27 protein-coding genes are annotated in these 26,602 nt (G+C 68.0%); 16 read left to right on the top strand and 11 right to left on the bottom strand.

Annotated elements, in window-relative coordinates; all coding sequences use genetic code 11:
• Positions 1 to 135: 135 nt before the first annotated feature.
• The 3 genes from QE360_RS06645 to pabB form a co-directional block, all read right to left on the bottom strand.
• Entirely contained in the window at positions 136 to 273 is a 138-nt protein-coding gene (locus tag QE360_RS06645; RefSeq protein ID WP_307101551.1) for a hypothetical protein, read from the bottom strand.
• A 244-nt stretch (positions 274 to 517) separates the two neighbouring features.
• Positions 518 to 1,717, bottom strand: a complete 1,200-nt coding sequence (locus QE360_RS06640; protein WP_309700218.1) for a pyridoxal phosphate-dependent aminotransferase — start codon at positions 1,715 to 1,717, stop codon at positions 518 to 520.
• Positions 1,718 to 1,771: 54 nt separating this feature from the next.
• Positions 1,772 to 3,520, bottom strand: coding sequence for an aminodeoxychorismate synthase component I (gene pabB, locus QE360_RS06635; protein WP_405052576.1), 1,749 nt, complete (start codon positions 3,518 to 3,520; stop codon positions 1,772 to 1,774).
• Positions 3,521 to 3,601: 81 nt separating this feature from the next.
• On the opposite strand from pabB, the gene QE360_RS06630 reads away from it, so the two are divergent.
• On the top strand, positions 3,602 to 4,273 hold the full coding sequence (locus QE360_RS06630; RefSeq protein ID WP_309700214.1) for an MBL fold metallo-hydrolase: 672 nt from the start codon (positions 3,602 to 3,604) through the stop codon (positions 4,271 to 4,273).
• Between the two features lie 199 nt (positions 4,274 to 4,472).
• Here QE360_RS06630 and QE360_RS06625 read toward each other — a convergent pair whose 3' ends face one another.
• Positions 4,473 to 6,101, bottom strand: coding sequence for a M28 family metallopeptidase (locus QE360_RS06625; RefSeq protein ID WP_309700211.1), 1,629 nt, complete (start codon positions 6,099 to 6,101; stop codon positions 4,473 to 4,475).
• Positions 6,101 to 6,535 carry an MAPEG family protein gene (locus QE360_RS06620; RefSeq protein WP_309704091.1) on the bottom strand — a complete coding sequence of 145 codons (435 nt, stop codon included), beginning with the start codon at positions 6,533 to 6,535 and terminating at the stop codon, positions 6,101 to 6,103. Before QE360_RS06620 ends, QE360_RS06625 begins: the two co-directional genes overlap by 1 nt.
• A 205-nt stretch (positions 6,536 to 6,740) precedes the next feature.
• Between QE360_RS06620 and rpmF the strand changes: the two genes are divergently transcribed.
• The 5 genes from rpmF (at position 6,741) to QE360_RS06595 (ending at position 9,691) form a co-directional block, all read left to right on the top strand.
• Positions 6,741 to 6,920: a 50S ribosomal protein L32 gene (rpmF, locus tag QE360_RS06615; RefSeq protein WP_230482852.1), complete on the top strand. Its 180-nt coding sequence runs from the start codon at positions 6,741 to 6,743 to the stop codon at positions 6,918 to 6,920.
• A 38-nt stretch (positions 6,921 to 6,958) separates the two neighbouring features.
• A complete protein-coding gene (gene plsX / locus QE360_RS06610) occupies positions 6,959 to 7,987 on the top strand; it encodes a phosphate acyltransferase PlsX (protein ID WP_309700209.1) in 1,029 nt (342 codons plus the stop codon).
• Positions 7,984 to 8,952, top strand: a complete 969-nt coding sequence (locus QE360_RS06605) for a beta-ketoacyl-ACP synthase III (protein ID WP_309691029.1) — start codon at positions 7,984 to 7,986, stop codon at positions 8,950 to 8,952. The genes plsX and QE360_RS06605 overlap by 4 nt, the downstream gene beginning before the upstream one ends.
• A 90-nt stretch (positions 8,953 to 9,042) precedes the next feature.
• Positions 9,043 to 9,342 carry an integration host factor subunit alpha gene (locus QE360_RS06600; RefSeq protein WP_309700207.1) on the top strand — a complete coding sequence of 100 codons (300 nt, stop codon included), beginning with the start codon at positions 9,043 to 9,045 and terminating at the stop codon, positions 9,340 to 9,342.
• Positions 9,326 to 9,691: a MerR family transcriptional regulator gene (locus QE360_RS06595; RefSeq protein WP_307101568.1), complete on the top strand. Its 366-nt coding sequence runs from the start codon at positions 9,326 to 9,328 to the stop codon at positions 9,689 to 9,691. Before QE360_RS06600 ends, QE360_RS06595 begins: the two co-directional genes overlap by 17 nt.
• 107 nt (positions 9,692 to 9,798) lie before the next feature.
• Here the strand turns inward: QE360_RS06595 and QE360_RS06590 are convergent, their stop codons facing one another.
• The 5 genes from QE360_RS06590 to pheS all read right to left on the bottom strand — a co-directional run bounded on the left by QE360_RS06590 (position 9,799) and on the right by pheS (position 16,470).
• Positions 9,799 to 10,320, bottom strand: a complete 522-nt coding sequence (locus QE360_RS06590; RefSeq protein ID WP_309700205.1) for a hypothetical protein — start codon at positions 10,318 to 10,320, stop codon at positions 9,799 to 9,801.
• A 57-nt stretch (positions 10,321 to 10,377) separates the two neighbouring features.
• A complete protein-coding gene (locus tag QE360_RS06585) occupies positions 10,378 to 11,904 on the bottom strand; it encodes a peptide chain release factor 3 (protein ID WP_309700203.1) in 1,527 nt (508 codons plus the stop codon).
• Positions 11,905 to 12,159: 255 nt separating this feature from the next.
• A complete protein-coding gene (locus QE360_RS06580; RefSeq protein ID WP_309700201.1) occupies positions 12,160 to 13,041 on the bottom strand; it encodes an aldose 1-epimerase family protein in 882 nt (293 codons plus the stop codon).
• The gene (pheT, locus tag QE360_RS06575) at positions 13,034 to 15,397 is read right to left on the bottom strand and encodes a phenylalanine--tRNA ligase subunit beta (RefSeq protein WP_309700199.1); all 2,364 of its coding nucleotides are present in this window, start codon (positions 15,395 to 15,397) and stop codon (positions 13,034 to 13,036) included. Before pheT ends, QE360_RS06580 begins: the two co-directional genes overlap by 8 nt.
• Complete coding sequence (pheS, locus tag QE360_RS06570; RefSeq protein ID WP_309691045.1) at positions 15,394 to 16,470, bottom strand: phenylalanine--tRNA ligase subunit alpha; 1,077 nt, start codon at positions 16,468 to 16,470, stop codon at positions 15,394 to 15,396. Before pheS ends, pheT begins: the two co-directional genes overlap by 4 nt.
• Positions 16,471 to 16,747: 277 nt before the next feature.
• On the opposite strand from pheS, the gene QE360_RS06565 reads away from it, so the two are divergent.
• On the top strand, positions 16,748 to 17,908 hold the full coding sequence (locus QE360_RS06565; protein ID WP_309700196.1) for a GGDEF domain-containing protein: 1,161 nt from the start codon (positions 16,748 to 16,750) through the stop codon (positions 17,906 to 17,908).
• A 21-nt stretch (positions 17,909 to 17,929) separates the two neighbouring features.
• Here QE360_RS06565 and QE360_RS06560 read toward each other — a convergent pair whose 3' ends face one another.
• The gene (locus tag QE360_RS06560) at positions 17,930 to 19,141 is read right to left on the bottom strand and encodes an LL-diaminopimelate aminotransferase (RefSeq protein ID WP_307101582.1); all 1,212 of its coding nucleotides are present in this window, start codon (positions 19,139 to 19,141) and stop codon (positions 17,930 to 17,932) included.
• 120 nt (positions 19,142 to 19,261) lie between these two features.
• Between QE360_RS06560 and QE360_RS06555 the strand changes: the two genes are divergently transcribed.
• The 9 genes from QE360_RS06555 (at position 19,262) to QE360_RS06515 (ending at position 26,582) form a co-directional block, all read left to right on the top strand.
• On the top strand, positions 19,262 to 20,977 hold the full coding sequence (locus tag QE360_RS06555; RefSeq protein WP_309700193.1) for a class I poly(R)-hydroxyalkanoic acid synthase: 1,716 nt from the start codon (positions 19,262 to 19,264) through the stop codon (positions 20,975 to 20,977).
• An 84-nt stretch (positions 20,978 to 21,061) separates the two neighbouring features.
• A complete protein-coding gene (locus tag QE360_RS06550; protein ID WP_309700192.1) occupies positions 21,062 to 21,874 on the top strand; it encodes a phasin family protein in 813 nt (270 codons plus the stop codon).
• 279 nt (positions 21,875 to 22,153) lie between these two features.
• Positions 22,154 to 22,501 (top strand): hypothetical protein, encoded by a 348-nt coding sequence (locus tag QE360_RS06545; protein WP_309700190.1) that lies wholly within the window; start codon positions 22,154 to 22,156, stop codon positions 22,499 to 22,501.
• A 14-nt stretch (positions 22,502 to 22,515) separates the two neighbouring features.
• A complete protein-coding gene (gene ribD, locus QE360_RS06540; protein WP_309704089.1) occupies positions 22,516 to 23,457 on the top strand; it encodes a bifunctional diaminohydroxyphosphoribosylaminopyrimidine deaminase/5-amino-6-(5-phosphoribosylamino)uracil reductase RibD in 942 nt (313 codons plus the stop codon).
• Between the two features lies 1 nt (position 23,458).
• Positions 23,459 to 24,061 (top strand): riboflavin synthase, encoded by a 603-nt coding sequence (locus QE360_RS06535; RefSeq protein WP_309700188.1) that lies wholly within the window; start codon positions 23,459 to 23,461, stop codon positions 24,059 to 24,061.
• Positions 24,051 to 25,202, top strand: a complete 1,152-nt coding sequence (gene ribB / locus QE360_RS06530) for a 3,4-dihydroxy-2-butanone-4-phosphate synthase (RefSeq protein WP_309700186.1) — start codon at positions 24,051 to 24,053, stop codon at positions 25,200 to 25,202. Before QE360_RS06535 ends, ribB begins: the two co-directional genes overlap by 11 nt.
• A complete protein-coding gene (gene ribH / locus QE360_RS06525; protein WP_309700184.1) occupies positions 25,202 to 25,621 on the top strand; it encodes a 6,7-dimethyl-8-ribityllumazine synthase in 420 nt (139 codons plus the stop codon). The genes ribB and ribH overlap by 1 nt, the downstream gene beginning before the upstream one ends.
• On the top strand, positions 25,618 to 26,166 hold the full coding sequence (locus QE360_RS06520) for a GNAT family N-acetyltransferase (protein ID WP_309700182.1): 549 nt from the start codon (positions 25,618 to 25,620) through the stop codon (positions 26,164 to 26,166). The genes ribH and QE360_RS06520 overlap by 4 nt, the downstream gene beginning before the upstream one ends.
• Positions 26,163 to 26,582: a hypothetical protein gene (locus tag QE360_RS06515; RefSeq protein ID WP_309700180.1), complete on the top strand. Its 420-nt coding sequence runs from the start codon at positions 26,163 to 26,165 to the stop codon at positions 26,580 to 26,582. Before QE360_RS06520 ends, QE360_RS06515 begins: the two co-directional genes overlap by 4 nt.
• Positions 26,583 to 26,602 lie beyond the last annotated feature (20 nt).

Raw genomic sequence — 26,602 nt, 5'->3', positions numbered from 1 at the left:
GGGTGTCTTTGGGGTTCGGCCAGGGGCTGGCGTTGTAGCGTGGGCTTCGACTTCGCTCAGCCTGAACGGCTGTTGTGATGGCCTTCGCCCTTCGCTGCGTTCAGCCTGCGCGAAGTCGAAGGCCAGGCCCGTCGCTTAGCGAACCGCCTCGACCGGGGCCGAACCGTAACGGCTGGGCGCTTCGGCGGGGTGAAGCACGATGAGGCCCAGGGCACCCAGCGCAAATCCGCCGGCGAACTGCCACACGAAGCTGGACTTGAGGAGGGCACGCATTCGTCTTCACCTGTCTAAAACGGGTCGCCCCCGAATGGGCGGCGATCTTCCGGGCGCCATCTGGTCGATCCGCGTCCTTCCGACAATGGCATTTATAGAAACACAGCATTAACGGCACGTGGACGTGTCGTTCATGCCACAGTTAGGCCTTATTGCTGCGGCGCACATAGGGATAGGAAAAAGCCCGCAGGTACAGCCTTTTGGCCATACCCACGGGCTTTCGCACCGCCGCAGGGGCGGGAAATTATTTCAGCGCGGCGCAGGCCGTCTGAATGCGGGTGCACGCTTCCTTGAGCAGCGCGTCCGAGGTCGCATAGCTGATTCGCATCGCGGGCGAGAGGCCGAACGCCGCGCCCTGCACCGCCGCGACCCTCGCATCGTCGAGCAGATAGCCGACGAACGCCTCGTCGCTGTCGATCAACCGACCCGAGGGCGTGGTCTTGCCGATCAGCGGCGCAAAGGACGGATAGACGTAGAAGGCCCCTTCGGGCGTCGGGCAGGTCATGCCGTCGATTGCGTTGAGCATCGACACGACCATGTCGCGCCGCGCCTGGAACGCCAGATTGCGCTCGGCCAGGAAGCTCTGGTCGCCGGTCAGCGCCGCCGTCGCCGCCGCCTGCGCGATCGAGCAGGGGTTGGAGGTCGACTGCGACTGGAGCTTGGCGATCACCTTGATCAGCCAGGGCGCGCCGCCCGCATAGCCGATTCGCCAGCCGGTCATCGCATAGGCCTTGGAACAGCCGTTGACGGTCAGCGTGCGCTCGTACAGCTCGGGGCAGACCTGCGCGATGGTGGCAAAGCGGAAGCCGTCATAGACGATATGTTCGTACATATCGTCGGCGAAGACCCAGACATGCGGATGGCGAAGGATGACCTCGCCCAGCGCCTTCAGCTCGTCGGCGGTATAGCCCGCGCCCGTCGGATTGGACGGCGAGTTCAGGATGACCCACTTGGTCCTGGGCGTGATCGCGGCGTCGAGCGCCTCGGGGGTCAGCTTGTAACCCTGTTCCGGCCCGGCCTTGACGATCACCGGCACGCCGCCCGCGAACTGGACGACGTCCGGATAGCTGACCCAGTAAGGTGCCGGGATCACCACCTCGTCTCCGGCGTCGATCGTCGCGACCATCGCGTTGAACAGGGTGTGCTTGCCGCCGACATTCACGCTGATCTGATCGGCCTTGTAGGTCAGGCCGTTGTCGCGCGCGAACTTCTGCGCGATCGCGGCTTTCAGCTCGGGCGTGCCGTCGACATTCGTATATTTGGTCTTGCCGTCCCGAATCGCCTGGATCGCGGCCTCTTTCACGAAGTCGGGCGTGTCGAAATCGGGCTCGCCCGCGCCCAGCCCGATCACGTCGACGCCGGCGCGCTTCAGCTCCATCACGCGGCTGGTGATGGCGAGCGTGGGGGACGGGCTGATACGGCCGAGCGCGGCGGAGGGCTGCATGGAACGGAACCTTTGCGACAGGAGAGTGCGGGCGCGCTTTAGCGCCCTCCTGCCTCAATCCGCAACCATCTGTGCACGAAACAATCCGCGAAGCGCGTTGCCAAGCAAGAATCCGTCTTGCAGATCGGCACGGGTCAACGCCCCCTCGACCGCGCGACCGCTCTCGATCAGATGGCCGCGCAGCACGCCCGGCAGCAGCCCCTGTGCCAGCGGCGGCGTCACCAGCTTGTCGCCGCGCGCGACGAACAGCGAGCTATAGCTGCCCTCGGTCAGATAGCCGTCGGGCGTCTCGAACACGACCTCGGCCGTGCCCGCCGCCGCCCGTGCCGAGTCGTAGAAGCCCCGCGCGCTGGTCTTGTGGCGCAGCCGCAGGTCGGACGTGGCGACGGGCAGCGGCACGATCCGCACCGGCACCACCCCGTCGAACGGCGCCGGACGCGGCGCGACCTCGACCACCACCGCGCCGCTGCGCGCCAGCAACAGCCGGATGCGCCGGGTATCGCGCAGGCGGAAGGTCGCCGCCTGCAACTCGTTGCGCGCGTCATGCCGGTCGAAGGTGAAGCCCAGCGCCGCCGCGCTCGCCTTCATCCGGGCGAGATGCTCTTCCAGATGCTGGATGCCGTCGACGGGATCGAAGGCCATGGTCTCGATCAGATCGACATCGCTGCGCCCGCCGTCCAGGAAGGCGGCCTTGGCGAGGCATTCGTCCCACTCGTCCGCCGCCACCGAGTCGGCGACCACCCCCGATCCCAGCCCCAGCGTCGCATGGTCGGCGCCGTGCGGCCAGGTCAGGGTGCGGATCGCGACGTTGAACATCGCATCGCCATCCGCATCGAGTCGCCCGATCGCGCCGGTATAGAGGCCGCGGGGCGAATCCTCGATCTCCGCGATCGCCTGCATCGCGCGGATCTTGGGCGCGCCGGTGATCGAGCCGCAGGGGAAAAGCGCGGACAGCACGTCCAGGGCGTCCTGCCCCTCGGCCAGATCGGCGGTGACGGTCGACACCATCTGGTGGACGGTCGGATAGGGTTCGACCGCGAAAAGCGCGGGCACCGCGACGCTGCCCGGCCGCGCGACTCGCGACAGGTCGTTGCGCATCAGGTCGACGATCATCAGATTCTCGGCACGCTGCTTGGGATCGTCGCGCAGTTCCTGCGCCGCGCGTGCATCGGCGGCGGGGTCGTCGTCGCGCCGTGCGGTCCCCTTCATCGGCCGCGCGGTCAGGCGGCCGTCCTCCAGCGCGAAGAACAGCTCGGGCGACAGCGACAGGATGGTCGCCTCCTCCGTCGCCACCACCGCGCCCCAGCCCGCGCGCGACCGGGCGCGCAGTCCCGCATAGAGCGCCAGCGGATCGCCCGCGACCGGCACCTGCGCGCGAAAGGTCAGATTGACCTGATAGAGATCGCCCGCCGCGATCAGCGCCTGCACCTCGGCGAATTGCCGGGCATGGCGCTGCGCATCGCCCTCGGGAACCAGATCGCCCGCCCAGGCACCGGCGGGGTCGGGCAGCAGCGCCGGGACATCGACCGTCGCATGATCGCGGAACAGCCCGAACCACAGCAGCGGTCCGTCAACCGCGCGGGCCGCTACTCCCGGCTCGAACGCCGCCCCCGCCTCATAGGCCAGATAGCCGGCGGCATGCAGCCCCTGCCGCTGCGCGCGGCGTAGCGCAGCCAGCGCGGGGGCGACCTGTTCGGGGCGATGCGCGGTCACGATGTCGACCGGCGCGGCATAGAGACGTGCGGCCGCTCCCCCGTGGCGGGCATCGTCCAGCAGGACGAACGGAGGGGGGTTCACCATCATGAAGGGCCATGCATGCACGGCCCGCCCCCGCACATGCAAGTATCGATTGGCCGATCCTGTGCCATTGCCTATCTCGGGGGGATGACCGACCCCTTGCAAAATCCGCCGCTGCGCGCCGCGATCGTCCCCGTCACCCCGCTTCAGCAGAATTGCTCGATCGTCTGGTGCACCGCGACGATGAAGGCGGCGGTGGTCGATCCCGGCGGCGACCTGCCGCGCATTCGAGATGCCATCGCCAAGACCGGCGTGACGGTGGAAAAAATCCTGCTGACCCATGGTCATATCGACCATGCGGGCGGTGCCAAGGCGCTGTCCGATACGCTGGGCGTGCCCGTGGAGGGGCCGCAGGAGGAGGATCGCTTCTGGCTCGCGCGGCTCGACGAAGACGGCCAGGCTTATGGCATCCCCGCCCAGGTGCTGGAGCCGACCCGCTGGCTGTCGGAGGGCGACACGGTGACGATCGGCGACCTGACGCTCGATGTGTACGAGACGCCGGGGCATACGCGCGGCCATGTGATCTTCCACCATGCGCCGTCGCATTTCGCGCTGGTCGGCGACGTGCTGTTCCAGGGCTCGGTCGGGCGCTCGGACCTGCCCGGCGGGGATCACGACACGCTGATCCGCTCGATCGTCGAGAAGCTCTGGCCGCTGGGCAACGAGACCGCCTTCATTCCCGGCCATGGCCAGCCCAGCACCTTCGGGCATGAGCGGCAGAGCAATGCCTTCGTGGCGGACCGGGTGTTGGGTCTTTGACCCGTCGCCCCAGCGCAGGCTGGGGCCTTGTCATTTGGGGTGAGGTGGGGCGTGGGCTTCGACTTCGCTCAGCCTGAACGGAGGTTGAAAAGAGAGCCCACTCCCTACCCCCGTTCAGCCTGAGCCCTTCGGCTGGCTGGCAAGCCAGCCGCTCAGGATAAACTTCGGCACTTTGCGCCGAAGTCGAAGGCCAAGGGAATCACTTCCGCTCCGCAGCACTCTCCGCCCGAATCGCCTTGAACTCGGACCCCGCGCGCCATTCCGGCCAGTCGCGCCCATCGGCCAGATCGCGCCCGATCCGGTAGAACAGGCCGACATCCTTCGCCGCCCCGCTCAGGTCCCATGTCGAATCCCAGGCATCGCAGGTCTGGTGGTAGCAGCGCATATAGGTGTCGAGCCATGCCTGCCCCGCCGGGCGTCCTCCGGCCACCAGATCGGGCGCGCCACTGATCGCCATCAGCAGCAGCGTCGGCACGCCGCGCCGCGCGACCGAGAAGTGATCGGCGCGGTAGAACAGCCCGCGCTCGGGCAGCGCCTCGGGCGTCACCGTGCGTCCTTGCGCGGCAGCGGCGACCTTCAGCCAGTCCTCCAGGTCGTTCTGGCCGTCCCCGACCAGCATCACGTCCCGCGACGGTCCCGCCGTCTGGAGGATGTCCAGCGTCAGGTTCGCGACCGTCTTGGCCAGCGGCGTGACCGGATTGACTGCATAGGTCTCGGACCCCAGCAGGCCGCGCTCCTCGCCGGTCCACAGCGCGAAGACGAGGCTGCGGTCGGTGCGCGGCGCCGCCTTGAACGCGCGCGCCAGCTCCAGCACGCCCGCCACGCCCAGCGCATCGTCATTGGCGCCCGGCCGGATCACCCGGCCCTGCGCGTCCGGCGCGCCCTTGCCATAGGCGTCCCAATGCGCGCCGAACATCACCACCTCGTCGGGGCGCGTCCTGCCGGGCAGCCTGGCCAGCACGTTGCGGCTTTCCGCGCGCACCGTCTTGACCGGCAGATCGGCGGAGAATCGCTGCCCCTCCAGCGTGACGGGGCGGAAATCGGCCCGCCGCGCGCGGGCACGCTGCTGCGCCAGGTCGAGCCCGGCGGCGGCGAACAGCTTCGTCGCCGCCTCGCCCGACAGCCAGCCCTGAAGCAGCACGCGCGAGGTCGGATCGGCGCGGACGATATCGTAATTCTCGCCCGCCGGGGCCGTCACCGTCGCCCAGCCATAGCCCGCGCCCGGCGTATCATGGACGATCAGCGCGCCGATCGCGCCCTGTCGCGCGGCTTCCTCATATTTATAGGTCCAGCGGCCATAATAGGTCATCCGCCGGTCGCCGAACTTCCCCTTGGCGTCGTCGCCGGGGGCGGCCTCGAAATCGGGATCGTTGACCAGGAAGACCGCGATCTTGCCCTTCAGGTCGACGCCCTTGAAATCGTCCCAGCCGCGCTCGGGCGCATGGACGCCGTAACCGACGAACACCATCGGCGCGTTCGCGATCGCCACCTGGTCGACGGGCCGCACGGTCGAGACATAGACGCCCTGCCCCTGGACGAGCGGCATCGTGCCCGCGCGCATCGTCCCCTGCCCGATCTGGGTGCGGATCAGCGGCACCGGCTGGGTCCATTGTCCGTTCGGACCGCCGGGTTGCAGCCCCATTGCCTTGAACTGCGCGACCAGCCAGTCGACGGTCTTCGCCTCGCCCGGGGTGCCCGGTGCGCGCCCCTCAAAGGCGTCGGAGGCGAGCGTCTTCACATCCGCCGACAGCCGCGCGGGCGAGATGGGGTCGGGGGCGGCGGCAGTCAGCGCGACGGCGGCCAGGCCGATCAGGGGAAAGCGAATCATCAGCGGTCGATCCTCACGACGGTGGTGGTCGCGACAGGCACGGCCTGCGCGGTATAGACGATCCCGATCGCCCAGCCGGCCAACAAGGCCAGGATCGCCCAGGTTCCGATCGCCCCGCCCGCGCGACCGACATTGGGCGCGGGCCGCGTCATGCCCCAGCCATGGCCGATCCGCGCGACGACGAACGTGCCGCCCAGCACCCACAGCCAGAAGCGCGCGCCACCCGCCAGCTCGATCAGCCCCATCAGGATCAGGACGAAGGGCGCATATTCGACGAAATTGGCCTGGGCGCGCATCCCCGCCACGAGTCGCGAATCGCCCCCGTCGCCGATCAGGATCTTGCCGCGAAACCGCCCGACGACGATTCGCAGCGCGAGCCACAGATTGACCAGCGCGGCGGCCGCCGCGATGCTGAGCGTGACCGGCAGGACCATAAGCGCCATATTCTCCGTCGATTGAACCCGAACACCGCGTGCCATTCTGCGGCGATGCTTGCAACATCGGCAAAACTCGCTATAGGCGCGGGGCTTCGCGATGCGTCCGGCTGGGTGCTCACGCGGCCGGGTCTTCGATCCGGGCGCGCAATGGGTGCTGACCGTGGCGTATTCCACCCATTGTTCGAATTGATAAGGTGCCGCAATGGCCGTCCCCAAGAGAAAGACTTCGCCCTCCAAGCGCGGCATGCGCCGTGGCCACGACTCGCTGTCGATCGCCGCGTTCCAGGAATGCCCGAACTGCGGCGAGCTGAAGCGTCCGCACAATCTGTGCACCGCTTGCGGCCACTATAACGGCCGTGAGGTCGTGTCGGTCGAGGGCTGATCCCCTCTTCCTGGCAATAACGACCGTTAGAGGAACGCATGGCCGATAACGCCTGGATCGCCGTCGATGCGATGGGCGGCGACGACGGGCTGGCCGTGATGCTGGCCGGTGTCGCCAGAGCGCGACGCCGCTTCGAAGGCATGCGCTTCCTGCTGGTCGGGGACGAGACGCAGATTGCGGAGGGGCTGAAGTCCCATCCCAACCTGTCCGCCGCGTCCGAGATCGTGCACGCACCCGAGGTCGTCGGCTCGAGCGACAAGCCGAGCCAGGCGATCCGGCGCGCGCGCGTCACGTCGATGGGCATCGCCATCGATCTGGTGAAGCGCGGTCGCGCCGCCGCCGCCGTCTCGTCGGGTAACACCGGCGCATTGATGGCGATGGCCAAGCTGTCGCTGCGCACCCTGCCCGGCATCGACCGGCCTGCACTGGCCGCCCCCTTGCCCACGCTCGGCGACAATGACGTCGTCATGCTCGACCTCGGCGCCAATACCGAATGCGATGCGCGCAACCTCGTCCAGTTCGCGGTGATGGGCGCGGCCTATGCCCGCACGCTGCTCGAACTCGACAATCCGCGCGTCGCGCTGCTCAACATTGGGTCCGAGGACCAGAAGGGCACCGACGAGATTCGCGACGCCGCCGCCGTGCTGCGCGGGCAGAGCCATCTCCCGCTCAACTTCACCGGCTTCATCGAGGGTAATCAGCTTGCCCGTGGCGAGGTCGATGTGATCGTGTGCGACGGCTTTGCGGGCAATATCGCGCTCAAGACCGCCGAGGGCACCGCGCGATTCGTCGGCGACCTGCTCAAGCGCGCCTTCCGCTCCTCGACCCGGTCGAAGATCGGCTTCCTGATCTCGCGCCCCGCCACCGAATTGCTGCGCGACCATCTCGACCCCAACAACCATAATGGCGCGGTCTTCCTCGGCCTGAACGGGCTGGTGGTGAAGAGCCATGGCGGCGCGACCGAAGTGGGCGTCGCCACCGCGATCGGCAATGCGGCCAAGATGGTGCGCGCCGACCTGACCCGGCGGATCGCCGAGGATCTCCTGAACTTCGAGGCTGCGGCATGATACGCTCGATCGTCACCGGCACGGGCTCGGCGCTTCCCACCCGGCGGGTGTCGAACGCGGAACTGGCGCAGGAGGTCGACACTTCGGACGAGTGGATCGTCGAGCGGACCGGCATCCGCTTCCGCCATATCGCAGGCCCCGAGGAAACGACCGCGACGCTGGCCGCCGACGCCGCCAAGGCCGCGATCGCCGCCGCGGGCCTGTCGGCGCAGGACATCGACCTGATCGTCCTGGCCACCGCCACCCCCGACCAGACCTTCCCCGCCACCGCGACCAAGGTCCAGGCGATGCTGGGCATCAACGACTGCGTCGCGTTCGACGTCGCCGCCGTCTGCTCGGGCTTTCTCTATGCGGTGCAGGTCGCCGACGCGATGCTGCGCAGCGGCGTGCAGCGTCGCGCGCTGGTGATCGGCGCGGAAACCTTCAGCCGCATCCTCGACTGGGAGGATCGCACCACCTGCGTCCTGTTCGGCGACGGCGCGGGCGCGATGGTGCTGGAGGCGCGCGAGAGCGACGACGCCCAGGGCCGCGGCATCCTGGCGACCCGGCTGCATGCCGACGGCCGCCACAACGGCCTGCTCTATGTCGATGGCGGTCCCTCGACCACCGGCACGGTCGGCAAGTTGCGGATGAAGGGTCGCGAAGTCTTTCGCCACGCCGTCGTCAATCTGGCGCAAGTCATGGAAGAAGCACTGGGTCTTGCCGGTCTGTCGTCGTCCGATGTCGACTGGGTCGTGCCGCACCAGGCCAATGCCCGCATCCTCGACGCGACCGCGCGCAAGTTGGACCTTCCCGCCGGAAAGGTCGTCGTCACGGTCGACCAACATGCCAACACCTCCGCCGCCTCGGTTCCGCTGGCGCTGGATACGGCGGTCCGGGACGGACGCATCAAGGAAAATGATCTGATCGTTCTGGAGGCAATGGGCGGGGGCTTTACCTGGGGGGCGGCGGTAATCCGCTTCTGAACAATCGATTTTGCTTAACCGAGATAAATCCCTTTCGGTCGCATATTGCGCTGTGTTAGGCGCAATCTGAGACACCATTGGGGGATGGACATGACCAACACCGGAACTTTGACCCGCGCCGATCTTGCCGAGTCGCTTCATCAGGAAATGGGGCTCTCGCGCTCCGATTCCGCCGAAGTGGTCGAACAGATCCTCGTCGAGATGTGCGATGCCCTGTCGCGCGGCGAGAATGTCAAGATTTCCGGTTTTGGCACCTTCGTGCTGCGTGACAAGGGAGAGCGGATCGGCCGCAATCCCAAGACCGGGATCGAGGTGCCGATCGCACCCCGCCGCGTCCTGACCTTCCGCGCCAGCCAAATGATGCGCGATCGCATTGTCGCGGCGGGATAGACCCGAGCGTCCTTCCGACGGCGGAAAGGCCGATGGTGCCCTGCGCACCATCGGTGAGGCGTCGCGTGAGACCGGCGTGGCGCAGCATGTGCTGCGCTATTGGGAAGGCCGCTTCCCACAGCTCAAGCCGGTGCAGCGGGCGGGCAATCGCCGCTATTATCGTCCCGACGACCTGACGCTGATCCGCCGGATCGACCGGCTGCTCAACCAGCAGGGCTATACCGTGCGCGGCGTCCAGCAGCTGTTCGAGGGCGAGGCCAAGGCGAAGGACGATCCCGCGACGATGCTGCGCGCGATTCGCGACTCGCTGGCCGAGGGATTGGCCTGGGACGACCGGGCGGAGCGCTAGGCGTCGGGGCATGGCCTTCGACTTCGCTCAGGCTGAACGGATAATCGTACCTTATCCCAAACCCCGTTCAGGCTGAGCGAAGTCGAAGCCCACGCCCTGCGCTCGCCTCAAGCGGTGGCGACCACCCCGCCCTGCTCGCCCAGCAGCAAATCCCGGCATGCCCGGTTATAGGCGTGTGCCCGCCACCAGAACCAGCCGCCATTGCCCACGCCCCAGGCTGCGACGCCCAGCGCCGCCCAGGGCACCGCGCGCGCCACGCGGCCGCCGCGCGCCGCGACCCGGCCCGCCGCCAGCCCACCCTGGCCGATCCGGCGGGCGGTCTTGGCGAGCTTTCCGGCCGCCCGCGCCTGTGACAACAGCCCCGATCCGCCGCGCAGGTCGCCCAGGATCGCGGCCGGGCCGACAAAGCCCTTGAGCTTGCCGACAATCTCCTGCGCCTCGATCGCCATGCCGGGTTCCAGCTGACGCCGCTGCGCGCCGGTCAGGCCATAGGCGTCGGCGATCGCGTCGATCGTCTCGGCCAGGCTTTCGGTGCCGATGGTCAGCGCCTTGGCCCCCGCCTTCAACGCGCGGCGGCGGATCAGCTTCTCATTGGCCTCGAAGGTCGCTTCGATCGCGGTACGGTCCATGATGGGTCCCTGTTCGTGCATGGACCGTTGAAGCCGCGAAACGGCCCGCCGGTTCCCTTATCGTTCGCGCGTCGCGAGGAAACGGACCTTGGGATAGCGATCGGCGACATAGCCGACCTCCCAGGCGCTCTTGGCGAGGAAGACGGGGTTGTCGTCGCGGTCCTTGGCCATGGCCGAGCGGTTCAGGTCCATGAACGCCTTCAGGTCGGCGGGGTCATCCGCCGTGATCCAGCGCGCGGTGTCGAACGGCGCGGGCTCCAGCCCGGCCGCGACCTTATATTCCGCATCCAGCCGCGACAGCAGCACGTCGAGCTGGAGCTGCCCGACCACGCCGATGATCCAGTTCGACCCGATCTCGGGATAGAAGACCTGGGTCACCCCCTCCTCGGCCATGTCGTCCAGGGCTTTCCGCAGCTGCTTGGTCTTGGTCGGGTCCTTCAGCGCGACGCGGCGCAGGATTTCGGGCGCGAAATTGGGCAGGCCGGTGAAGCGGACGTCCGCCCGTTCCGACAGCGTGTCCCCGACGCGCAGCGTGCCGTGGTTGGGAATGCCGATGATGTCGCCCGGAAACGCCTCGTCCGCGACTTCGCGATTCTGCGCGAAGAACAGGATCGGCGAATGGACCGCGATCGGCTTGCCATGGCCCGTGGGGGTCAGCTTCATGCCGCGCTTGAAGGTGCCCGAGCAGAGCCGCATGAACGCGATTCGGTCGCGGTGCTGCGGGTCCATATTCGCCTGCACCTTGAACACGAAGCCGGTGACTTCCTTGTTCTCCGGCGCGACGGGGGCGGGCTCGGCAGGCTGGGGCCGGGGCGGCGGCGCGTGGCGGCTGAGCGCGTCGATCAGCTCGGCGACCCCGAAATCCTTCAGCGCGGAGCCGAAATACACGGGCGTCAGGTCGCCGTTGCGATAGGCTTCGCCATCGAACGCGGCATAACCGGCCTGGGCGAGTTCGACCTCCTCGGCGATCTCGGCGGGCAGCGTCGGCGCCTCGTCCACCTTGCCCAGGAACGCGCGGCTGTCGCCCTCGGGACGGCTGACCTTGCCGGTGGTCAGGTCGAGGATCCCCTCGAACAGCCCGCCCATGCCGACCGGCCAGCTCATCGGCGCGACGTCGAGCGCCAGGATGTCGGCGATCTCGTCGAGCAGCTCGAAGGGCGGACGGCCCTCGCGATCGACCTTGTTGACGAAGGTGATGATCGGCATCGAACGCAGGCGGCACACCTCGAAGAGTTTCCGCGTCTGCGCCTCGATACCGCGCGCCGCGTCGATGACCATCACGGCCGAGTCGACGGCGGTCAGGGTGCGGTACGTGTCCTCCGAGAAATCCTCGTGGCCCGGCGTGTCGAGCAGGTTGAAGGTCACGCCGTCCTTCTCGAACGTCATGACCGAGGAGGTGACCGAGATGCCGCGCTGCTGCTCAATCTTCATCCAGTCCGACCGCGCGCGCCGGTTCTGGCCGCGCGCCTTGACCTCGCCCGCCAGATGGATCGCGCCGCCGAAATAGAGCAGCTTTTCGGTCAGCGTCGTCTTACCGGCGTCAGGGTGCGAGATGATCGCGAAGGTACGGCGGGGGGAAGTCATGGGCGGCTCTGTCGAATAGGGAATTGGCGCATCCGAGCGCCCGAGATGATCCGCCTGTTACAGCAAATTGTGGCACAAGACAGGCCCCGGATTTGGGGGGCCTTTGATTCCGAAGATCATATATGCACCCCACCCCGGCGAAAGCCGGGGTCCAGTTGCTGCGACCTTTACGGTGGAGACCTATGCGCGCCACAGGCCTACTGGCAACTGGACCCCGGCCTCCGCCGGGGTGGGGTGGAAGAAAGGGTGGTGCCCTTACCCCGCCAACGTCACCGTCATCTGCATGACCTTCTCGCCGCCCACCGGCACGACGAAGACGCCGGGCTTGTCGACGAACTCGCCGTCGAATCCTTCAGGGTCGGCGATGCCGTGCCAAGGTTCGACGCAGACATAGGCGGCGCCGGGCTTGGTCCAGATGCCCAGCTTGTCGGTGTCGGGGAAGGCGATGCGCAGCTGCGGCGCGCCGTCCGCGCCGTAGGTGACGTGGCGACTCTCGACCGGGTCCCAGACCAGCGCGTCGTTGGCGAACAGATCATCCGCCAGATGCAGCACGCGCCCGTCGAGCGGGCTGTCACGGAGCGGCTTGGCGATCAGGCCGTCGGGTGCGATTTCCCGCAGCCGGGCGGGCTCTTCCTTCTCGAAGACAATCCGGTGCTCGGCGCGTGCCTGGCCATAGGGCAGCGGCCAGGCGAAGGCGGGGTGGAAGCCGAAGCTGGCGGGCATCGCCACCTCGCCGCGATTGAGGACGCGGACCTCCATCACCAGCGTCGCCCCCTCCAGCCGGAACTCCGCCTCCAGCCGGAAGGCGAAGGGATAGGAGGCGCGGGTTTCCTCGCTGTCGCCCAGCGAGAAGACCGCGCGGGTGGCCTCGTGCGTCACCAGCTCGAACATCGAATGACGGGCGAAACCGTGCTTGGCCATCGGATAATGCTGGCCGTTCAGGCGGATGCCGTCGCGGGTCACGCCGATCACCGGGAACAGCAGGGGCGCGCGGCCGGTCCAGAAGGCCGGGTCCGCATTGGTCATCAGCTCGCGGCCCGCTGCGTCCTTCAGCGAGGACAGCTCCGCGCCGAACGGATTGATCGCCGCCGACAGATGGTCGTTGCCGATACGGACCCAGTTTTCCTCATTAGCCACGGAGTTGCGCTCCCTGCTTGGCGGCCGCCGCGACGATCTTGTCGGCGATGGCCTTCAGCTCCTCGTCGGTGAAGCTCTTCTGCGAGGGTTGCAGAAGCACCTCGACCGCGACCGACTTGTGCCCCTCGGGCACGCCTTGTCCGGCGAACACGTCGAAGACGCGCGCGGCGGTGATCGCCGCCTTTTCCGCGCCGCGCACCGCGCGGATCAGCTGGTCGGCCGCCAGATCGGTGGGCACCAGGAAGGCGAAGTCGCGCTTCACGGACTGCAACGCCGGGGGCGTGTAGGCCGGGCGCATGAAGCCGGTCGCGCGCTTGGGCGGGATCGCGTCGAGATAGAGTTCGACCGCCGCCACCGCGCCGTCGAGGTCGAACGCCTTGAGCACCGAGGGGTGGACCATGCCGAACGCCGCCAGCACCGTCTTCGGCCCCAGCCGCAGCGTGCCCGACTGGCCGGGATGCCAAGCCTCGCCCGCCTCGCCCATCACCTGCAAGTTATCCACAGGCGCACCGGCCTGCGCCAGCAGCGCGATCGCCTCGGCCTTGGCATCGTACGCATCGAACGCTTGCGCCTTGCCCGAGCGCCAGTTGCGGGGCGCCTTGTCGCCCGCCAGCACCACGCCCAGCGTCGGCCGCTCGGCCTCTTCCAGATAGCGGCGGCCGATCTCGAACAGCCGCACGCTGGTCGCGCCGCGCTTGATGTTCCGCTCGGTCGCGGCGAGCAGGCCGGGGAGGAGCGAGGGCCGCATGACCTTCAGATCCTCGCTGATCGGGTTGGCGAGCGTGAAGGCGCCGCCACCGAAGGGCGCGGCCTGCGCCTCGCTGATGAAGCTCCACGTCACCGCTTCGTCGAGCCCACGCGCGGCGGCGGCGCGGCGGGCGCGACGCTCCAGCTTCTGCTGCGGCGTGGCGGTGGGACGCGCGACGCCGGGGGCGCGGGGAAGTGCCACCGGGGGAACATGGTCGATCCCCTCGATGCGGATGACTTCCTCGACCAGATCGGCGGGGCCGTCCACGTCGCGACGCCAGCTGGGTGCCGTGACCTGCCAGTGGGCGGTGACGGTGAAGCCCAGCGACTCGAGGATCGCCTTTTGCCGGTCGGCCGCAATGGCGAGGCCGCCCAGCGTCTCGGCGAGATTGGGGTCGTAGGCGATCGTCTTCGCCACGACCGGCGGCTGGCCCGCGCGGGTCACGCCGCTGGCCGTGCCGCCGCAATATTCCAGGACCAGGAAGGTCGCGATGGCGAGGCCGTCGTCAAGGAAGGCCGGGTCCACCCCGCGCTCGAACCGCGTCCGCGCGTCGGAGGTCAGGCCGAGCTTCTGGCCGGTCCGTGCGATCGCCTCGGGCGCGAAATAGGCGCATTCGATGATGACGTCGGTGGTCGTCTCCGACACGCCCGAATGCGCGCCGCCCATGATGCCGCCGATGTCGTGGACACCCACGTCGTCGGCGATGACGGTCATGCCCTCGGACAGGGTATAGGTCTTGCCGTTCAGCGCCTCGACCGTCTCGCCCTCGCGGGCTTTCCGCGCGACCAGACCGCCCGACAGCTTGGCCTTGTCATAGACGTGCAAGGGTCGACCGAGATCGACCGTCATGTAGTTGGTGATGTCGACCAAGGCCGAGATCGGCTTCTGCCCGATCGCGGTCAGGCGCTGGCGCATCCATTCGGGGGCCTCGCCATTGGTCAGGCCCGACACGCCCTGCGCATAGAAGGCCGGGCAGCCTTCGGCATCCTCAATCCGCACATCGGGACCGGCGCCCTCGCCTGCGACCGACGGCACGGTCGGCGCGATCAGCGTGCCCAGCCCGGCGGCGGCCAGGTCGCGCGCGATGCCGTGCACGCCCATGCAATCCTGCCGGTTGGGCGTGATCGACACGTCGATGACCGGATCGTTCAGCCCCGCATAGTCGGGGAAGGACGTGCCGATGACCGCATCCTCGGGCAGTTCGATGATGCCGTCATGGCCCTCGCCGATCTGCAACTCGCGCGCCGAGCACATCATGCCGTTCGACTCGACACCGCGGATCGCCGCGACCTTCAGCGTGACGTCGAGGCCGGGGACATAGGCCCCCGGCGCGCCGAACACGCCGACCAGGCCCGCTCGCGCATTGGGCGCGCCGCACACGACCTGCATCGGGCCGTCACCGGCATCGACCGACAGGACCTGCAACTTGTCCGCCTGCGGATGCCGCTCGGCCGACAGGATGCGCGCGACGCGGAACGAGGACAGCGCCTCGCCCGGATTGTGCACCCCCTCGACCTCCAGGCCGATACGGGTCAGCCCCTCGACGATGGCGTCGAGCGAGGCGTCGGTGTCCAGATGGCTCTTCAGCCAGCCCAGGGTGAACTTCATGCGCCGACTCCTCCCGACAGCGTGGGTACGTCGAGGCTCGCGAACCCGTAATGCTTCAACCAGCGAATATCGCCGTCGAAGAAGGCGCGCAGATCGTCCATCCCGTATTTCAGCATGGCGAGACGGTCGATGCCGCAGCCAAAGGCGAAGCCCTGCCACTCATTGGGGTCCAGCCCGCACGCCTCGATGACCTTGGGATGGACCATGCCGGAGCCGAGCACCTCCATCCAGCCGCCGCCGGACCCTCCGATGACGCGCTTGCCCTTCTCGATGGTGTAGCCGACATCGACCTCCGCCGAAGGTTCGGTGAAGGGGAAATAGCTGGGGCGCAGGCGCAGGACGATGTCGTCGCGCTCGAAGAACGCCTTGAGGAAGGTCTCCAGCGTCCATTTCAGATGTCCGAGCGTAATGCCCTTGTCGATCACCAGCCCCTCGACCTGGTGGAACATCGGCGTGTGCGTCGCATCCGAGTCTGAGCGATAGGTGCGGCCGGGCGCGATGATGCGGATCGGCGGCTTCTGGTCCAGCATGGTGCGGATCTGCACCGGCGAGGTATGGGTGCGCAGCACGCGGCGCACCGTGCGCTCGTCGCCGCCCGCCTCGACTCCGGCCAGATAGAAGGTGTCGTGCATCGCGCGCGCCGGATGCGTCTCCGGGATATTGAGCGCGGTGAAGTTGTGCCAGTCGGTCTCGACCTCCGGCCCCGTCGCGACCGCGAAGCCCAGATCGGCGAAGATCTCCGCCAGTTCGTCCATCACCTGGCTGACCGGGTGGACGGTGCCGAAGCCGCTTCCCTCGACCGGCAGGGTCATGTCCAGCCGCTCCGAGGCGAGGCGCGCGTCGAGCGCGGCCTGCTCCAGCGCCGCCTTGCGGGTGCCGAGCGCCTCGGTCACCGCCTCGCGCAGCGAATGGATCTTGGGCCCTTCGACCTGGCGTTCCTCGGGGCTCATCTTGCCCAGCGTCTTCAACAGCTGGGTGATGCGACCCTGCTTGCCCAGCGCGTCGACGCGGATCGCCTCCAGCGCGTCGAGCGCGGGCGCATCGGCGATGGCGGCGAGCAGGGGCTCACGCATTTGTTCGAGTTCGTTGCTCACTCTTCACTCCGTCGGCCCCATCGGCCGCGCTGACGAGGCATCATCCGCCCCTTTGCGATATCGCGCCCGCCGTAGCGGCTGGGGGCGGCCGGGATCAATCCTTCGTGACGAATCGCGTGCGATCGGATCGTCCACGGCCCAAAAAATCCGATTCGGCCCCAATGGACCGAGGAGCGAAATGATTTTCTAAGCTCTGTCGTGCTAGGCCCCGGTCGCAACGGCCCGACATGTCGATCGCGCCAGCCATGAGATGGGAATGCTCGCGCTCGATATCGCCAGTCTGCAGGTCGTGGGGGCGTTCAGCAATCTGCTGTCCGGGGCGATCCATCTGATTCCCGGCGTGACCGGGTCCGAACGCCGCAAATGGGCGCTGTACTGGGGCAGCGGCAAGCTGCTGATCGGGGCGTCCAACGTGCTGATCCTGGCGATCGGCAACGGCAATACCACGTTCTTCGAGCGGCTTCTCAACATCGTGATGATGATCGGCCTGTGCCTGAGCCTGCACAGCGTCGCGGTGTTCGGCGAACGCGCCGTACCGCGCCTGCTGGTCGCGATACTCGCCGCGCTGATGCTGGGCGCGGTCGCGCTGACGATCGGCGATGCCCAGGAATTCCGCTGGACCTTCGTCACGCTCGGGCTGACGCGCGGCCTGAGCTATCTGGGGATCATGGCGCTGGCGATCGGCATCGCGCGGCGCGAGCGGTTGCGGACCGGATGGATCATGGCCGCCCTGTTCGCCGCGGTCGCACCGATCTTCCTGCTGCGCGCGGGCACGTTGATGGTCACGCTGATCCTGCCGTCCTGGTCGATCGAGGGCCAGTTGGTCGAGGAATGGATGATCGGCGTCGGGCTGATCCTGCTGACGCTTACCCATTTCTCGCTGCTGCTGATGGAATCGGAACGGACCCAGGCCCTGTTGCGCGAGCAGGCGAGCCGCGACAGCCTGACCGGCGCGCGCAACCGGTTCGCATTGGGCCGGATCGAGGCGGGGTTGCAGGGCCCCTGCGCGCTGGCGCTGATCGACATCGATCATTTCAAGGCGCTCAACGACGGACAGGGGCATGCCACGGGCGACGCGGTGCTGCGGCTGCTCGCCGATCTGGCGCAGCGCGAACTGGGCGAGCGGGGCATGGTGATCCGGCTCGGCGGGGACGAGTTCGCCTGTATCCTGCCGGGGGCTTCGCAGGCGGCGGCGCAATCCGTCGCCGCGCGGCTGTCGGCCCGGTTCGACCGGGCGGTGGCGGCGACGGTCGACGGGCCGCTCTACCCCTCGCTCAGCATCGGGGTGGTCGCAGGCATGGTGGACCGCGACCTGGACCGGCTGATGGCCGAAGCGGACCGCGCGATGTATGCCGTCAAGCGCGCCCGCCATCCTGCCCGCCAGACCGAATGCCGGCGGATGGCGGCGGCGGGCTGATCGATCCGCCGCCGCCAAGCATCACACCGCCTTGGCCGAACCCGGCGTGTTGACGCCCATGGATTGCAAATATCGCTTGATGTTGCGCGCCGCCTGGCGAAGCCGCTGCTCGTTCTCGACCATGGCGATACGCACGAAGCCCTCGCCATTCTCGCCATAACCGACGCCCGGCGCGACCGCGACCTTGGCCTCGGTCAGCAACTGCTTGGAAAATTCCAGGCTGCCCAGATGCGCGAGCGCCGGGGGCAGCGGGGCCCAGGCGAACATCGAGGCGCGGGGAGAAGGAATGTCCCACCCCGCGCGGCCGAAGCTCTCGACCATCACGTCGCGGCGCTTGTGATAGAGCTGGCGGTTCTTCTCGACGATATCCTGCGGCCCGTTGAGCGCCGCGCAGGCCGCCGCCTGGATCGGCGTGAAGGCGCCATAGTCGAGATAGGACTTCACCCGCGTCATCGCGGCGATCAGCTTGCGGTTGCCGACCGCGAAACCGATTCGCCAGCCCGCCATCGAATAGGTCTTGGACAGCGAGGTGAACTCGACCGCGACGTCCTTGCCGCCCTTGACCTGAAGGATCGAAGGCGTCGGATTGCCGTCATAGTAAAGCTCGGAATAGGCCAGGTCGCTCAGCACCCACAGCTCGTGCTTCTTCGCGAAGGCCACCAGCCGCTCGTAAAAGGCCAGGTCCACCGTCTCGGCGGTCGGGTTGGACGGGTAGTTCACGACCAGCACCGAGGGGCGCGGCACGGTGAAGTGCATCGCGCGCTCGAGGCTCTCGAAATAGGCTTCGTCGGGCGTGGTCGGCACCGCGCGGATCGTCGCGCCCGCGATGATGAAGCCGAAGGTGTGGATCGGATAGGAGGGATTGGGCGCCAGGATCACGTCGCCCGGCGCGGTGATCGCGGTCGCCAGCGACGCCAGCCCTTCCTTCGAGCCCATGGTGACGACCACCTCGGTCTCGGGATCGAGATCGACGCCGAATCGACGGCCATAATAGTTCGCCTGGGCACGGCGCAGGCCCGGAATCCCCTTGGACTGGGAATAGCCGTGCGCGTCGGGCTTCTTGGCGACTTCGACCAGCTTGTCGAGGACATGGTCGGGCGGCGGCAGGTCGGGATTGCCCATGCCCAGGTCGATGATGTCCTCGCCGCCCGCGCGCGCCGCGGCCCGCATCGCGTTGACTTCGGCGATGACATAGGGCGGCAGGCGCTTGATGCGGTAGAACTCTTCGGACATGGGTCCCTCTGTGTAACGATTTGGGACCCGGACCTTAGCGTCTTTCGTTTCCCGACGCGACCCGACATGATGGCGCAATATCCTGACGCCAATAGGGCGCATGACGAACAAGAGGATGCGATGACGGCCCGCCCCGCGACAGCCCCTACCCTGCCCACATTGGAAGAGTTGCAGCACTGGACCTGGGTGATGGGCCGGGCGCAGCAGATGATGATGGAGGCCGCGCTGTCGCCCCCGCCGCAGGGGGTGCCGGTGGTGCCGGGCTTCAACGACCCCGCGACGATCGACCGGGTGCGCGACTTCTGGTCCGATTCGATGAAGCTGTGGCAGCGATTCGTCGACCCCGCCGCCGAACCCAGCACCGCCCCCAAGCCCGACCGCCGGTTCAAGGCCGAGCAGTGGCAATCGCCGCTCTTCGACTGGATTCGGCAAAGCTATCAGGTCATCTCCGACCATATGCTGCGCGGCGTCGATGCGATCGAGGGCGTGGACCCGAAGCAGAAGGAGCAGATCCGCTTCGCCGCGCAAGGGTTCATCGACGCGATGAGCCCGACCAACTTCCCCGCGACCAATCCGGAGGTGCTCGACAAGATCGTCGAGACGCGTGGCGAGAATCTGCTGAAGGGCCTGCAGAACATGCTCGCCGATCTCGGGCGCGGGCAGCTGACCCATAGCGACGCGCGCGCGTTCGAGGTCGGGCGCAACCTCGCCGCGACGCCGGGCAAGGTGGTGAAGCGGACCCCGCTCTACGAACTGATCCAGTACACGCCCACCACCGACCGGGTGGCGGCGGTGCCGATCCTGATCTTCCCGCCCTGGATCAACCGCTTCTACATCCTCGATCTCGCGCCCGAGAAAAGCCTGATCAAATGGCTGGTCGACCAGGGGTTCAGCGTCTTCATGGTGTCGTGGAAATCGGCCGATGCGACGATGAAGGACGTGATCTGGGACGATTACGTCACCGCGCAGGTCGAGGCGGTCGACACGGTGCGCGACCTGCTGTCGGTCGAGTCGGTCCACACCGTCGGCTATTGCGTGGCGGGGACGACGCTGGCCGCGACGCTCGCCTGGCTCGCCGCCAGGGACGAAGCGGAGAAGGTCGCCAGCGCCACCTTCTTCACCGCGCAGGTGGATTTTTCCAAGGCGGGCGAGTTGCTCCACTTCGTCGATGACGAGCAGTTGAAGCTGATCGGCACGCTGTCGCCCGAGGGGTATCTGGACGGGCGCTATCTGGCGATGACGTTCAACCTGCTGCGCGGGCGTGACCTGATCTGGAACTACGTCACCAACAACTATCTGCTGGGGCGCGATTATGTGCCGTTCGACCTGCTCCACTGGAATGGCGACGTCACCAACCTGCCCGCCAAATGGCATCTCAGCTATCTGACCGACCTGTACCGCGACAATCTGCTGGTGAAGCCCGGCGCGATGGCGGTGGCGGGGGTGCCGCTCGACCTGAGCCGGGTCACGACCCCCGCCTATGTCCAGGCGGGGCGCGAGGACCATATCGCTCCGCCCGAAAGCGTGTGGAAGATCACCGACGCCTTTGCCGGCCCCTTGCGCTTCGTGCTCGCCGGGTCGGGGCATATCGCGGGGGTCGTCAACCCGCCAGCGGCGGGCAAATATCAATATTGGACCAACGACCAGCCCGCCGCGACGCTCGCCGAGTTCGTGGCCGGGGCCCGCGAGACCAAGGGGAGCTGGTGGCCGGACTGGGCCGAATGGCTGCGCGAGCGCGACTCGGCGACGGTCGATGCCACCGGCGCGCGCATACCCGGCCAAGGCCCCCTGCCCGCACTGGACGACGCACCGGGACGCTACGTCCGACAGCGCTAAAATCGATTGCTGCACTGCACAAAGGCTGTTGATAACTTCGGTCGAAACCATTATTGTGCAGCGCAGCAAATCGGGAGAGTGGTGTTGGATAAGAGCAAGCCGACCGTTCCCGCCGCCAAGGCGGCGGCAAAGCCGCGTCGCACGGCCAAGCCGGTCGCGGCCAAGACACTGCCTGGCCTTCCCTCCGACACCGCCATCGACGCCCCCGCCGCCAAGCCGGTGGTCGCCGCCCCCAAGGTCGCGGTTCGGGCACCCAAGGCTCCGACGGTCGCCCAGGCACCCGAGCCTGTTCCGGTGACGCCCGAGCCGACGCCTACGGCGGTCGCCCCCGAGGCTCCGGCCGAAGCGCCCGCGCCCGCCCCGGCGGAGCCCGCGCCCGACGCCGCGCCGACCGCTTCCGTTTCTTCCCCGACCGCCGCGGTTTCGGCGGACTCAAAGCCCAAGGAAATCATCATGGACGCCACGAGCACCATCGAAAACGCGACTGCCAAGACCCAGGCGATGTTCGGCGACGCCCAGGCCCGCACCCAGGCCACCGTGGAGAAGAGCGCCAAGCTGTTCGAGGACATGGTCGCCTTCAACAAGGGCAATCTGGAAGCGGTCGTCGAATCGTCGAAGATCGCCGCCAAGGGCGCCGAGACGCTGGGCCAGGGCGCGGCCGACTATGCCAAGCGCGCGTTCGAGACCGCGACCCAGACGCTGCAGACGCTGTCGTCGGTCAAGTCGCCGACCGAGTTCATGAAGCTCCAGTCGGACTTCGCCCGCTCGTCCTTCGACTCGCTGGTCGCCGAGACCTCGCGCTCGACCGAGCACATGATCAAGCTGGCCGGCGAGATCGCCCAGCCGCTGAGCAACCGCTTCGCGGTCGCCGCCGAGAAGATGAAGACCGTCGCGTAAACGCTGCGGTTTCCTTTGCGGAATGGAAGGGGGCGGTCGCTGCGGTGGCCGCCCTTTTTCGTGCTGTTCGAGGCGGCATGGCCTGGGGCCTTCCCTCCCCCACCCCCTCCCGCCTGCGGGAGGGGAGCGGCAAGATCAGACGATGCGGCCAATCCGCGAACGCCGTCCTTGGCACGCCCCTCCCGCAGGCGGGAGGGGATGGGGGAGGGCAAAGGGGTCTCACCGAGACCAACCCGTCCCCACTGGCGTCCCAAGCCCGCAACGCCTATCTTCCCCCGCATGTCGTTCTTCGGCCGCTTCTCGCCCGTCCGCGCCTACCGCGACCTGCGCCTGTTCCTGTCGCAACGGCATCCCTATGAACTCGTCTTCCTGATGATCGCGGTCGGCATCACCGGCTTCTTCATCTATGCCTTTGCGCGCGACGATTATGTGCCGGTGCCGTATAAGCCCGACATCATCTATGTCGAACAATGGCCCGCCGACCGCACCGATGTGCAGATCAAGGCGCAGCAAAAGATCGACTATGTGAAGAAGAAACAGCGGATCGCCGAGGAAAAGGCCGCCAGGGATCAGCGGCAGGCCGAGTTCAAGAAGGTCGACGACGCGCTGAACAAGTGGGGCATCTGACCGATCATCGCTGGATGGGGGCGGCGCTGGCACTGGCGGATCGCGGTGTCGGACGGACCGCGCCCAATCCCAATGTCGGCTGCGTGCTGGTTCGCGACGGGCGGGCCGTCGGGCGCGGCTGGACCCAGCCGGGCGGCCGCCCCCATGCCGAGGCGATGGCGCTGGCACAGGCGGGCGCGGCCGCACGGGGGGCGACGGCCTATGTCACGCTGGAGCCCTGCGCGCATGTCTCGACTCGCGGCCCCGCCTGCACCGACCTGCTGATCGCCGCCGGGGTCGCGCGGATCGTGGCGGCGATGGGCGATCCCGATCCGCGCACCGACGGCATCGGCTTTGCCCGCGCCCGCGCCGCCGGGATCACCGTCACGACGGGCGTGCGCGAGGCGGAGGCGCGGGGCATGATCGCGGGCTTCCTGACCCGCCGCGCGCAACGCCGCCCCTTCGTCACGCTGAAGCTCGCCACCTCGCTCGACGGCCGGATCGCCCGGCCCGATGGCGAGAGCCGCTGGATCACCGGGCCGCAGGCGCGGGCGCATACCCATTTGGAGCGCAGCCGCCACGAGGCGATCCTGGTCGGGCGCGGCACGCTGGAGGCCGATTCGCCCCGGCTCGACGTCCGCCTGCCCGGCCTGGAGCCGCGCAGCCCGCGCCGCATCCTGTTGTCGCGCACGCCCGCGCCGGGCTGGGAGACCATTGCCTCCCCCCATGGCATCGCCGATCTGGCGAGTGTCGACCGGCTGATGGTCGAGGGGGGTGCGCAGACCGCATCCGCCTTCCTCGCTGCCGATCTGGTCGACCGGCTGGTCCTGTACCGCGCACCGATCCTGATCGGCGAGGGCCGCGCGGCGATCGGCGCCATCGGGCTGGCCCGGCTGGCCGACGCGCATGGCCGCTGGCGCATGGCCGACTCGCGGATGCTTGGCAGCGACCGGTTGGAGGTCTACGAGCGCGACTGATATGTTTACCGGGATCGTCACCGACATCGGCTCCGTCACCGCCGTCGAGGCGCGCGGCGACACGCGAGTCGTCATCGCCACCGCCTATGATACGGCGACCATCGACCTGGGCGCGTCGATCGCCTGTTCGGGCGTCTGCCTGACCGTGGTCGAGAAGGGCCCCGACTGGTTCGCGGTCGACGTCTCGGCCGAGACGATCGGGCGCACCGCCGACCAGTGGACGACCGGCCAGCGCCTCAACCTCGAACGCGCGATGAAGCTGGGCGACGAGCTGGGCGGCCATATCGTCACCGGCCATGTCGATGGCGTCGGCACCGTGGTATCGGTCGTGGAGGAAGGCGGATCGCACCGCGTCTTCGTGACCGTTCCGTCCGACCTCGCCCCCTTCATGGCGACCAAGGGGTCGGTGACGGTCGACGGCGTCTCGCTGACCGTCAACAGCGTCGAGGACGGCTCCGACGGCACGGTCATCGGCCTGAACATCATCCCGCACACCGCCGCCGTCACCACCCTGGGCGGCATCGCCGAGGGCCAGCGCGTCAATATCGAGATCGACGTGCTCGCCCGTTACCTGCAGCGCATGGAGCATTATCGTGGCCGCTGATCCCGACGCCTTGGCCGGTCTGCGGCGTGGGTTCCTCTCCAGCCCGGAAGAGATCATCGACGAGGCGCGCAACGGCCGGATGTTCATCCTGGTCGATGACGAGGACCGCGAGAATGAGGGCGACTTGGTCATTCCCGCGCAGATGGCGACGCCCGAGAAGGTCAACTTCATGGCGCGGCACGGGCGTGGGCTGATCTGCCTGGCGATGACGCGCGAGCGGGTCGACACGCTCGGCCTGCCGCTGATGAGCCCGAAGAACGGGACGCGGCACGAAACCGCCTTCACCATCTCGATCGAGGCGAAGGAAGGCGTCACCACCGGCATCTCCGCCGCCGACCGCGCGCGGACCATCGCGGTGGCGATCGACGCCAGCCAAGGCCCGGAGTCGCTGGTGACGCCGGGCCATGTCTTCCCGCTGGTCGCGCGCGACGGCGGCGTGCTGGTCCGCGCCGGGCATACCGAGGCGGCGGTCGATGTCGCGCGGCTGGCGGGGCTGAACCCCTCGGGCGTGATCTGCGAGATCATGAACGAGGACGGGACGATGGCGCGGATGGACGACCTCGTCTCCTTCGCGCAGCTCCATAACCTGAAGATCGGCACGATCCGCGACCTGATCGCCTATCGCCGCCGCTACGACCATCTGGTCGAATTGCAGTCCGAAGCCACCTTCGAGAGCGAATGGGGCGGCACCTGGACCGCGCGCGCCTATCGCAACAAGGCGACGGGCACCGAACAGGTGGCGCTGGTCAAGGGCAAGCTCGACACCAACCAGCCCGTGCTGGTGCGGATGCATGCGCTGTCGCCCTTTGCCGATGTCTTCGGCGAAGCGGGCGCACGTGGCGCTTTGCTCGCCAAGTCGATGCGGATGATCGCCGAGGAAGGCTCGGGCGTGATCGTCGTCATCAACCGCCCGCGCACCGACGCCTTCACCACCGCCGTCCGGCTGAAGGCGGGCGAGGAGGTGCAGATCGACATGGAGGAACTGCGCGATTACGGCGTCGGCGCGATGATCTTGGCCGAAATGGGCGTGCAGGACATGGTGCTGCTGACCAACACCCATCACACGCTGATCGGGCTCGACGGCTATGGCCTGTCGATCGTCGGCGAACGTCGCATCGCAAATTTTGAGGGAGACGCCTGATGGCGAATGTGTTGATCGTCGAGGCGCGCTTCTACGAGCATCTGAACGACCTGCTCCTGTCGGGCGCGCGCGCCGCGATCGAGGAGGCGGGCCATAGCCATGAGACGATCACCGTCCCCGGCGCGCTGGAGATTCCCGGCGCGGTGGCGATGGCGGCGGACACCGGGCGCTTCGACGCCTTCGTCGCGATCGGCGTGGTGATCCGCGGCGAGACCTATCATTTCGAGATCGTGTCGAACGAGAGCGCGCGCGGCCTGATGGCGCTGACCATGGACGGGCTGCCCATCGGCAACGGCATCATCACCACCGAGAACGAGGCGCAGGCGCTGACCCGCGCCCGCCCGGACGAGAAGAACAAGGGCGGCGAGGCGGCCAAGGCGGCGCTCGCGATGCTGGCGCTGAAGGGTCGGTTCGGGTGACGTCGCCCGTCCTCCAGACCGAGCGGCTGACCCTGCGGCTCCCCTCGGCGGAGGATTTCGAGGCGTGGGCGGCCTTTCATGCCGAGGAGGACACGATGCGCTTCCTGGGCGGCGTGCAGGCGCGCGGCGCGGCGTGGCGGTCCTTGTGCACCATGGTCGGCGCGTGGAGCGTGCGCGGCTTCGCGATGTTCTCGGTGATCGAGCGCGACACCGGCCGCTGGGTCGGGCGGATCGGGCCATGGCAGCCCGAGGGCTGGCCGGGGCGCGAAGTGGCCTGGGGCGTGGCGCGGGAATTCGCCGGGCGCGGCTATGCCCATGAGGCGGCGGTCGCGGCGATCGACTATGCGGTCGACGTGCTGGGCTGGGGCCATGTGATCCACACCATCGACCCGGAGAATATGGGCTCGATCCGGTTGGCGCAGCGATTGGGCGCGGTGAATGAGGGGCCGGTCCGCCTGCCCGCACCGCTGGAGAGTTTCCGGGTGGACGCCTGGGGCCAGAGCGCCGACCAGTGGCGCGCCCGGCGGGGTACAGCCACCGCATGACCGACATGCCGCCCACCCGCTTTCGCGTCGTCGAGCGGGGCCGGCGGCTGGAGGTGATCGACACGCAAGGCGGCAAGCCGGTGCGCAGGACCGGAACGCCACGTCCGGCCACCATAACGGGAAAACCGCGATTCCGGCTGCCGCAGAAGTTGCGCTTCGATGGCGGGGGAAGCTGGGCGACCGATGACTTCTACGACGCAAAGGGGCCACGCACGCTGACCCTGGATTCGGGTGCCATGCAGAAGCTGCGCTATGCCGGGGCCGGGTTGGTGGCGCTGGTGGTCATCTGGGTGGGGCTGGCATTCGCCATTCCCATGGTCTGGGGAGCGCCGCTGCTGCTGTTCAATCCCAAGACCCGCGAGACGGTGCGCGATCAGGTGACCGTTTTTCTCGACGGGCTGGATTCGTCCGAATAGCCCCCACCTCCGTTCGCGCT

The organism is Sphingomonas sp. SORGH_AS_0789, from assembly GCF_031453055.1.
In the GTDB taxonomy this organism is placed as follows: Bacteria; Pseudomonadota; Alphaproteobacteria; order Sphingomonadales; family Sphingomonadaceae; genus Sphingomonas.
The sequence above is the reverse complement of the archived record's forward strand: the minus strand, read 5'-3'. Positions and strand labels throughout refer to the sequence as shown.

What these genes read in the sequence shown, in the direction of transcription:
- QE360_RS06645 (WP_307101551.1), bottom strand. Translation starts at nt 273, where the DNA reads ATGCGTGCCCTCCTCAAGTCCAGCTTCGTGTGGCAGTTCGCCGGCGGA.
- QE360_RS06640 (WP_309700218.1), bottom strand. Translation starts at nt 1,717, where the DNA reads ATGCAGCCCTCCGCCGCGCTCGGCCGTATCAGCCCGTCCCCCACGCTC.
- pabB (WP_405052576.1), bottom strand. Translation starts at nt 3,520, where the DNA reads ATGATGGTGAACCCCCCTCCGTTCGTCCTGCTGGACGATGCCCGCCAC.
- QE360_RS06630 (WP_309700214.1), top strand. Translation starts at nt 3,602, where the DNA reads ATGACCGACCCCTTGCAAAATCCGCCGCTGCGCGCCGCGATCGTCCCC.
- QE360_RS06625 (WP_309700211.1), bottom strand. Translation starts at nt 6,101, where the DNA reads ATGATTCGCTTTCCCCTGATCGGCCTGGCCGCCGTCGCGCTGACTGCC.
- QE360_RS06620 (WP_309704091.1), bottom strand. Translation starts at nt 6,535, where the DNA reads ATGGTCCTGCCGGTCACGCTCAGCATCGCGGCGGCCGCCGCGCTGGTC.
- rpmF (WP_230482852.1), top strand. Translation starts at nt 6,741, where the DNA reads ATGGCCGTCCCCAAGAGAAAGACTTCGCCCTCCAAGCGCGGCATGCGC.
- plsX (WP_309700209.1), top strand. Translation starts at nt 6,959, where the DNA reads ATGGCCGATAACGCCTGGATCGCCGTCGATGCGATGGGCGGCGACGAC.
- QE360_RS06605 (WP_309691029.1), top strand. Translation starts at nt 7,984, where the DNA reads ATGATACGCTCGATCGTCACCGGCACGGGCTCGGCGCTTCCCACCCGG.
- QE360_RS06600 (WP_309700207.1), top strand. Translation starts at nt 9,043, where the DNA reads ATGACCAACACCGGAACTTTGACCCGCGCCGATCTTGCCGAGTCGCTT.
- QE360_RS06590 (WP_309700205.1), bottom strand. Translation starts at nt 10,320, where the DNA reads ATGGACCGTACCGCGATCGAAGCGACCTTCGAGGCCAATGAGAAGCTG.
- QE360_RS06585 (WP_309700203.1), bottom strand. Translation starts at nt 11,904, where the DNA reads ATGACTTCCCCCCGCCGTACCTTCGCGATCATCTCGCACCCTGACGCC.
- pheT (WP_309700199.1), bottom strand. Translation starts at nt 15,397, where the DNA reads ATGAAGTTCACCCTGGGCTGGCTGAAGAGCCATCTGGACACCGACGCC.
- pheS (WP_309691045.1), bottom strand. Translation starts at nt 16,470, where the DNA reads ATGCGTGAGCCCCTGCTCGCCGCCATCGCCGATGCGCCCGCGCTCGAC.
- QE360_RS06565 (WP_309700196.1), top strand. Translation starts at nt 16,748, where the DNA reads ATGCTCGCGCTCGATATCGCCAGTCTGCAGGTCGTGGGGGCGTTCAGC.
- QE360_RS06560 (WP_307101582.1), bottom strand. Translation starts at nt 19,141, where the DNA reads ATGTCCGAAGAGTTCTACCGCATCAAGCGCCTGCCGCCCTATGTCATC.
- QE360_RS06555 (WP_309700193.1), top strand. Translation starts at nt 19,262, where the DNA reads ATGACGGCCCGCCCCGCGACAGCCCCTACCCTGCCCACATTGGAAGAG.
- QE360_RS06545 (WP_309700190.1), top strand. Translation starts at nt 22,154, where the DNA reads ATGTCGTTCTTCGGCCGCTTCTCGCCCGTCCGCGCCTACCGCGACCTG.
- ribD (WP_309704089.1), top strand. Translation starts at nt 22,516, where the DNA reads ATGGGGGCGGCGCTGGCACTGGCGGATCGCGGTGTCGGACGGACCGCG.
- QE360_RS06535 (WP_309700188.1), top strand. Translation starts at nt 23,459, where the DNA reads ATGTTTACCGGGATCGTCACCGACATCGGCTCCGTCACCGCCGTCGAG.
- ribH (WP_309700184.1), top strand. Translation starts at nt 25,202, where the DNA reads ATGGCGAATGTGTTGATCGTCGAGGCGCGCTTCTACGAGCATCTGAAC.
- QE360_RS06515 (WP_309700180.1), top strand. Translation starts at nt 26,163, where the DNA reads ATGACCGACATGCCGCCCACCCGCTTTCGCGTCGTCGAGCGGGGCCGG.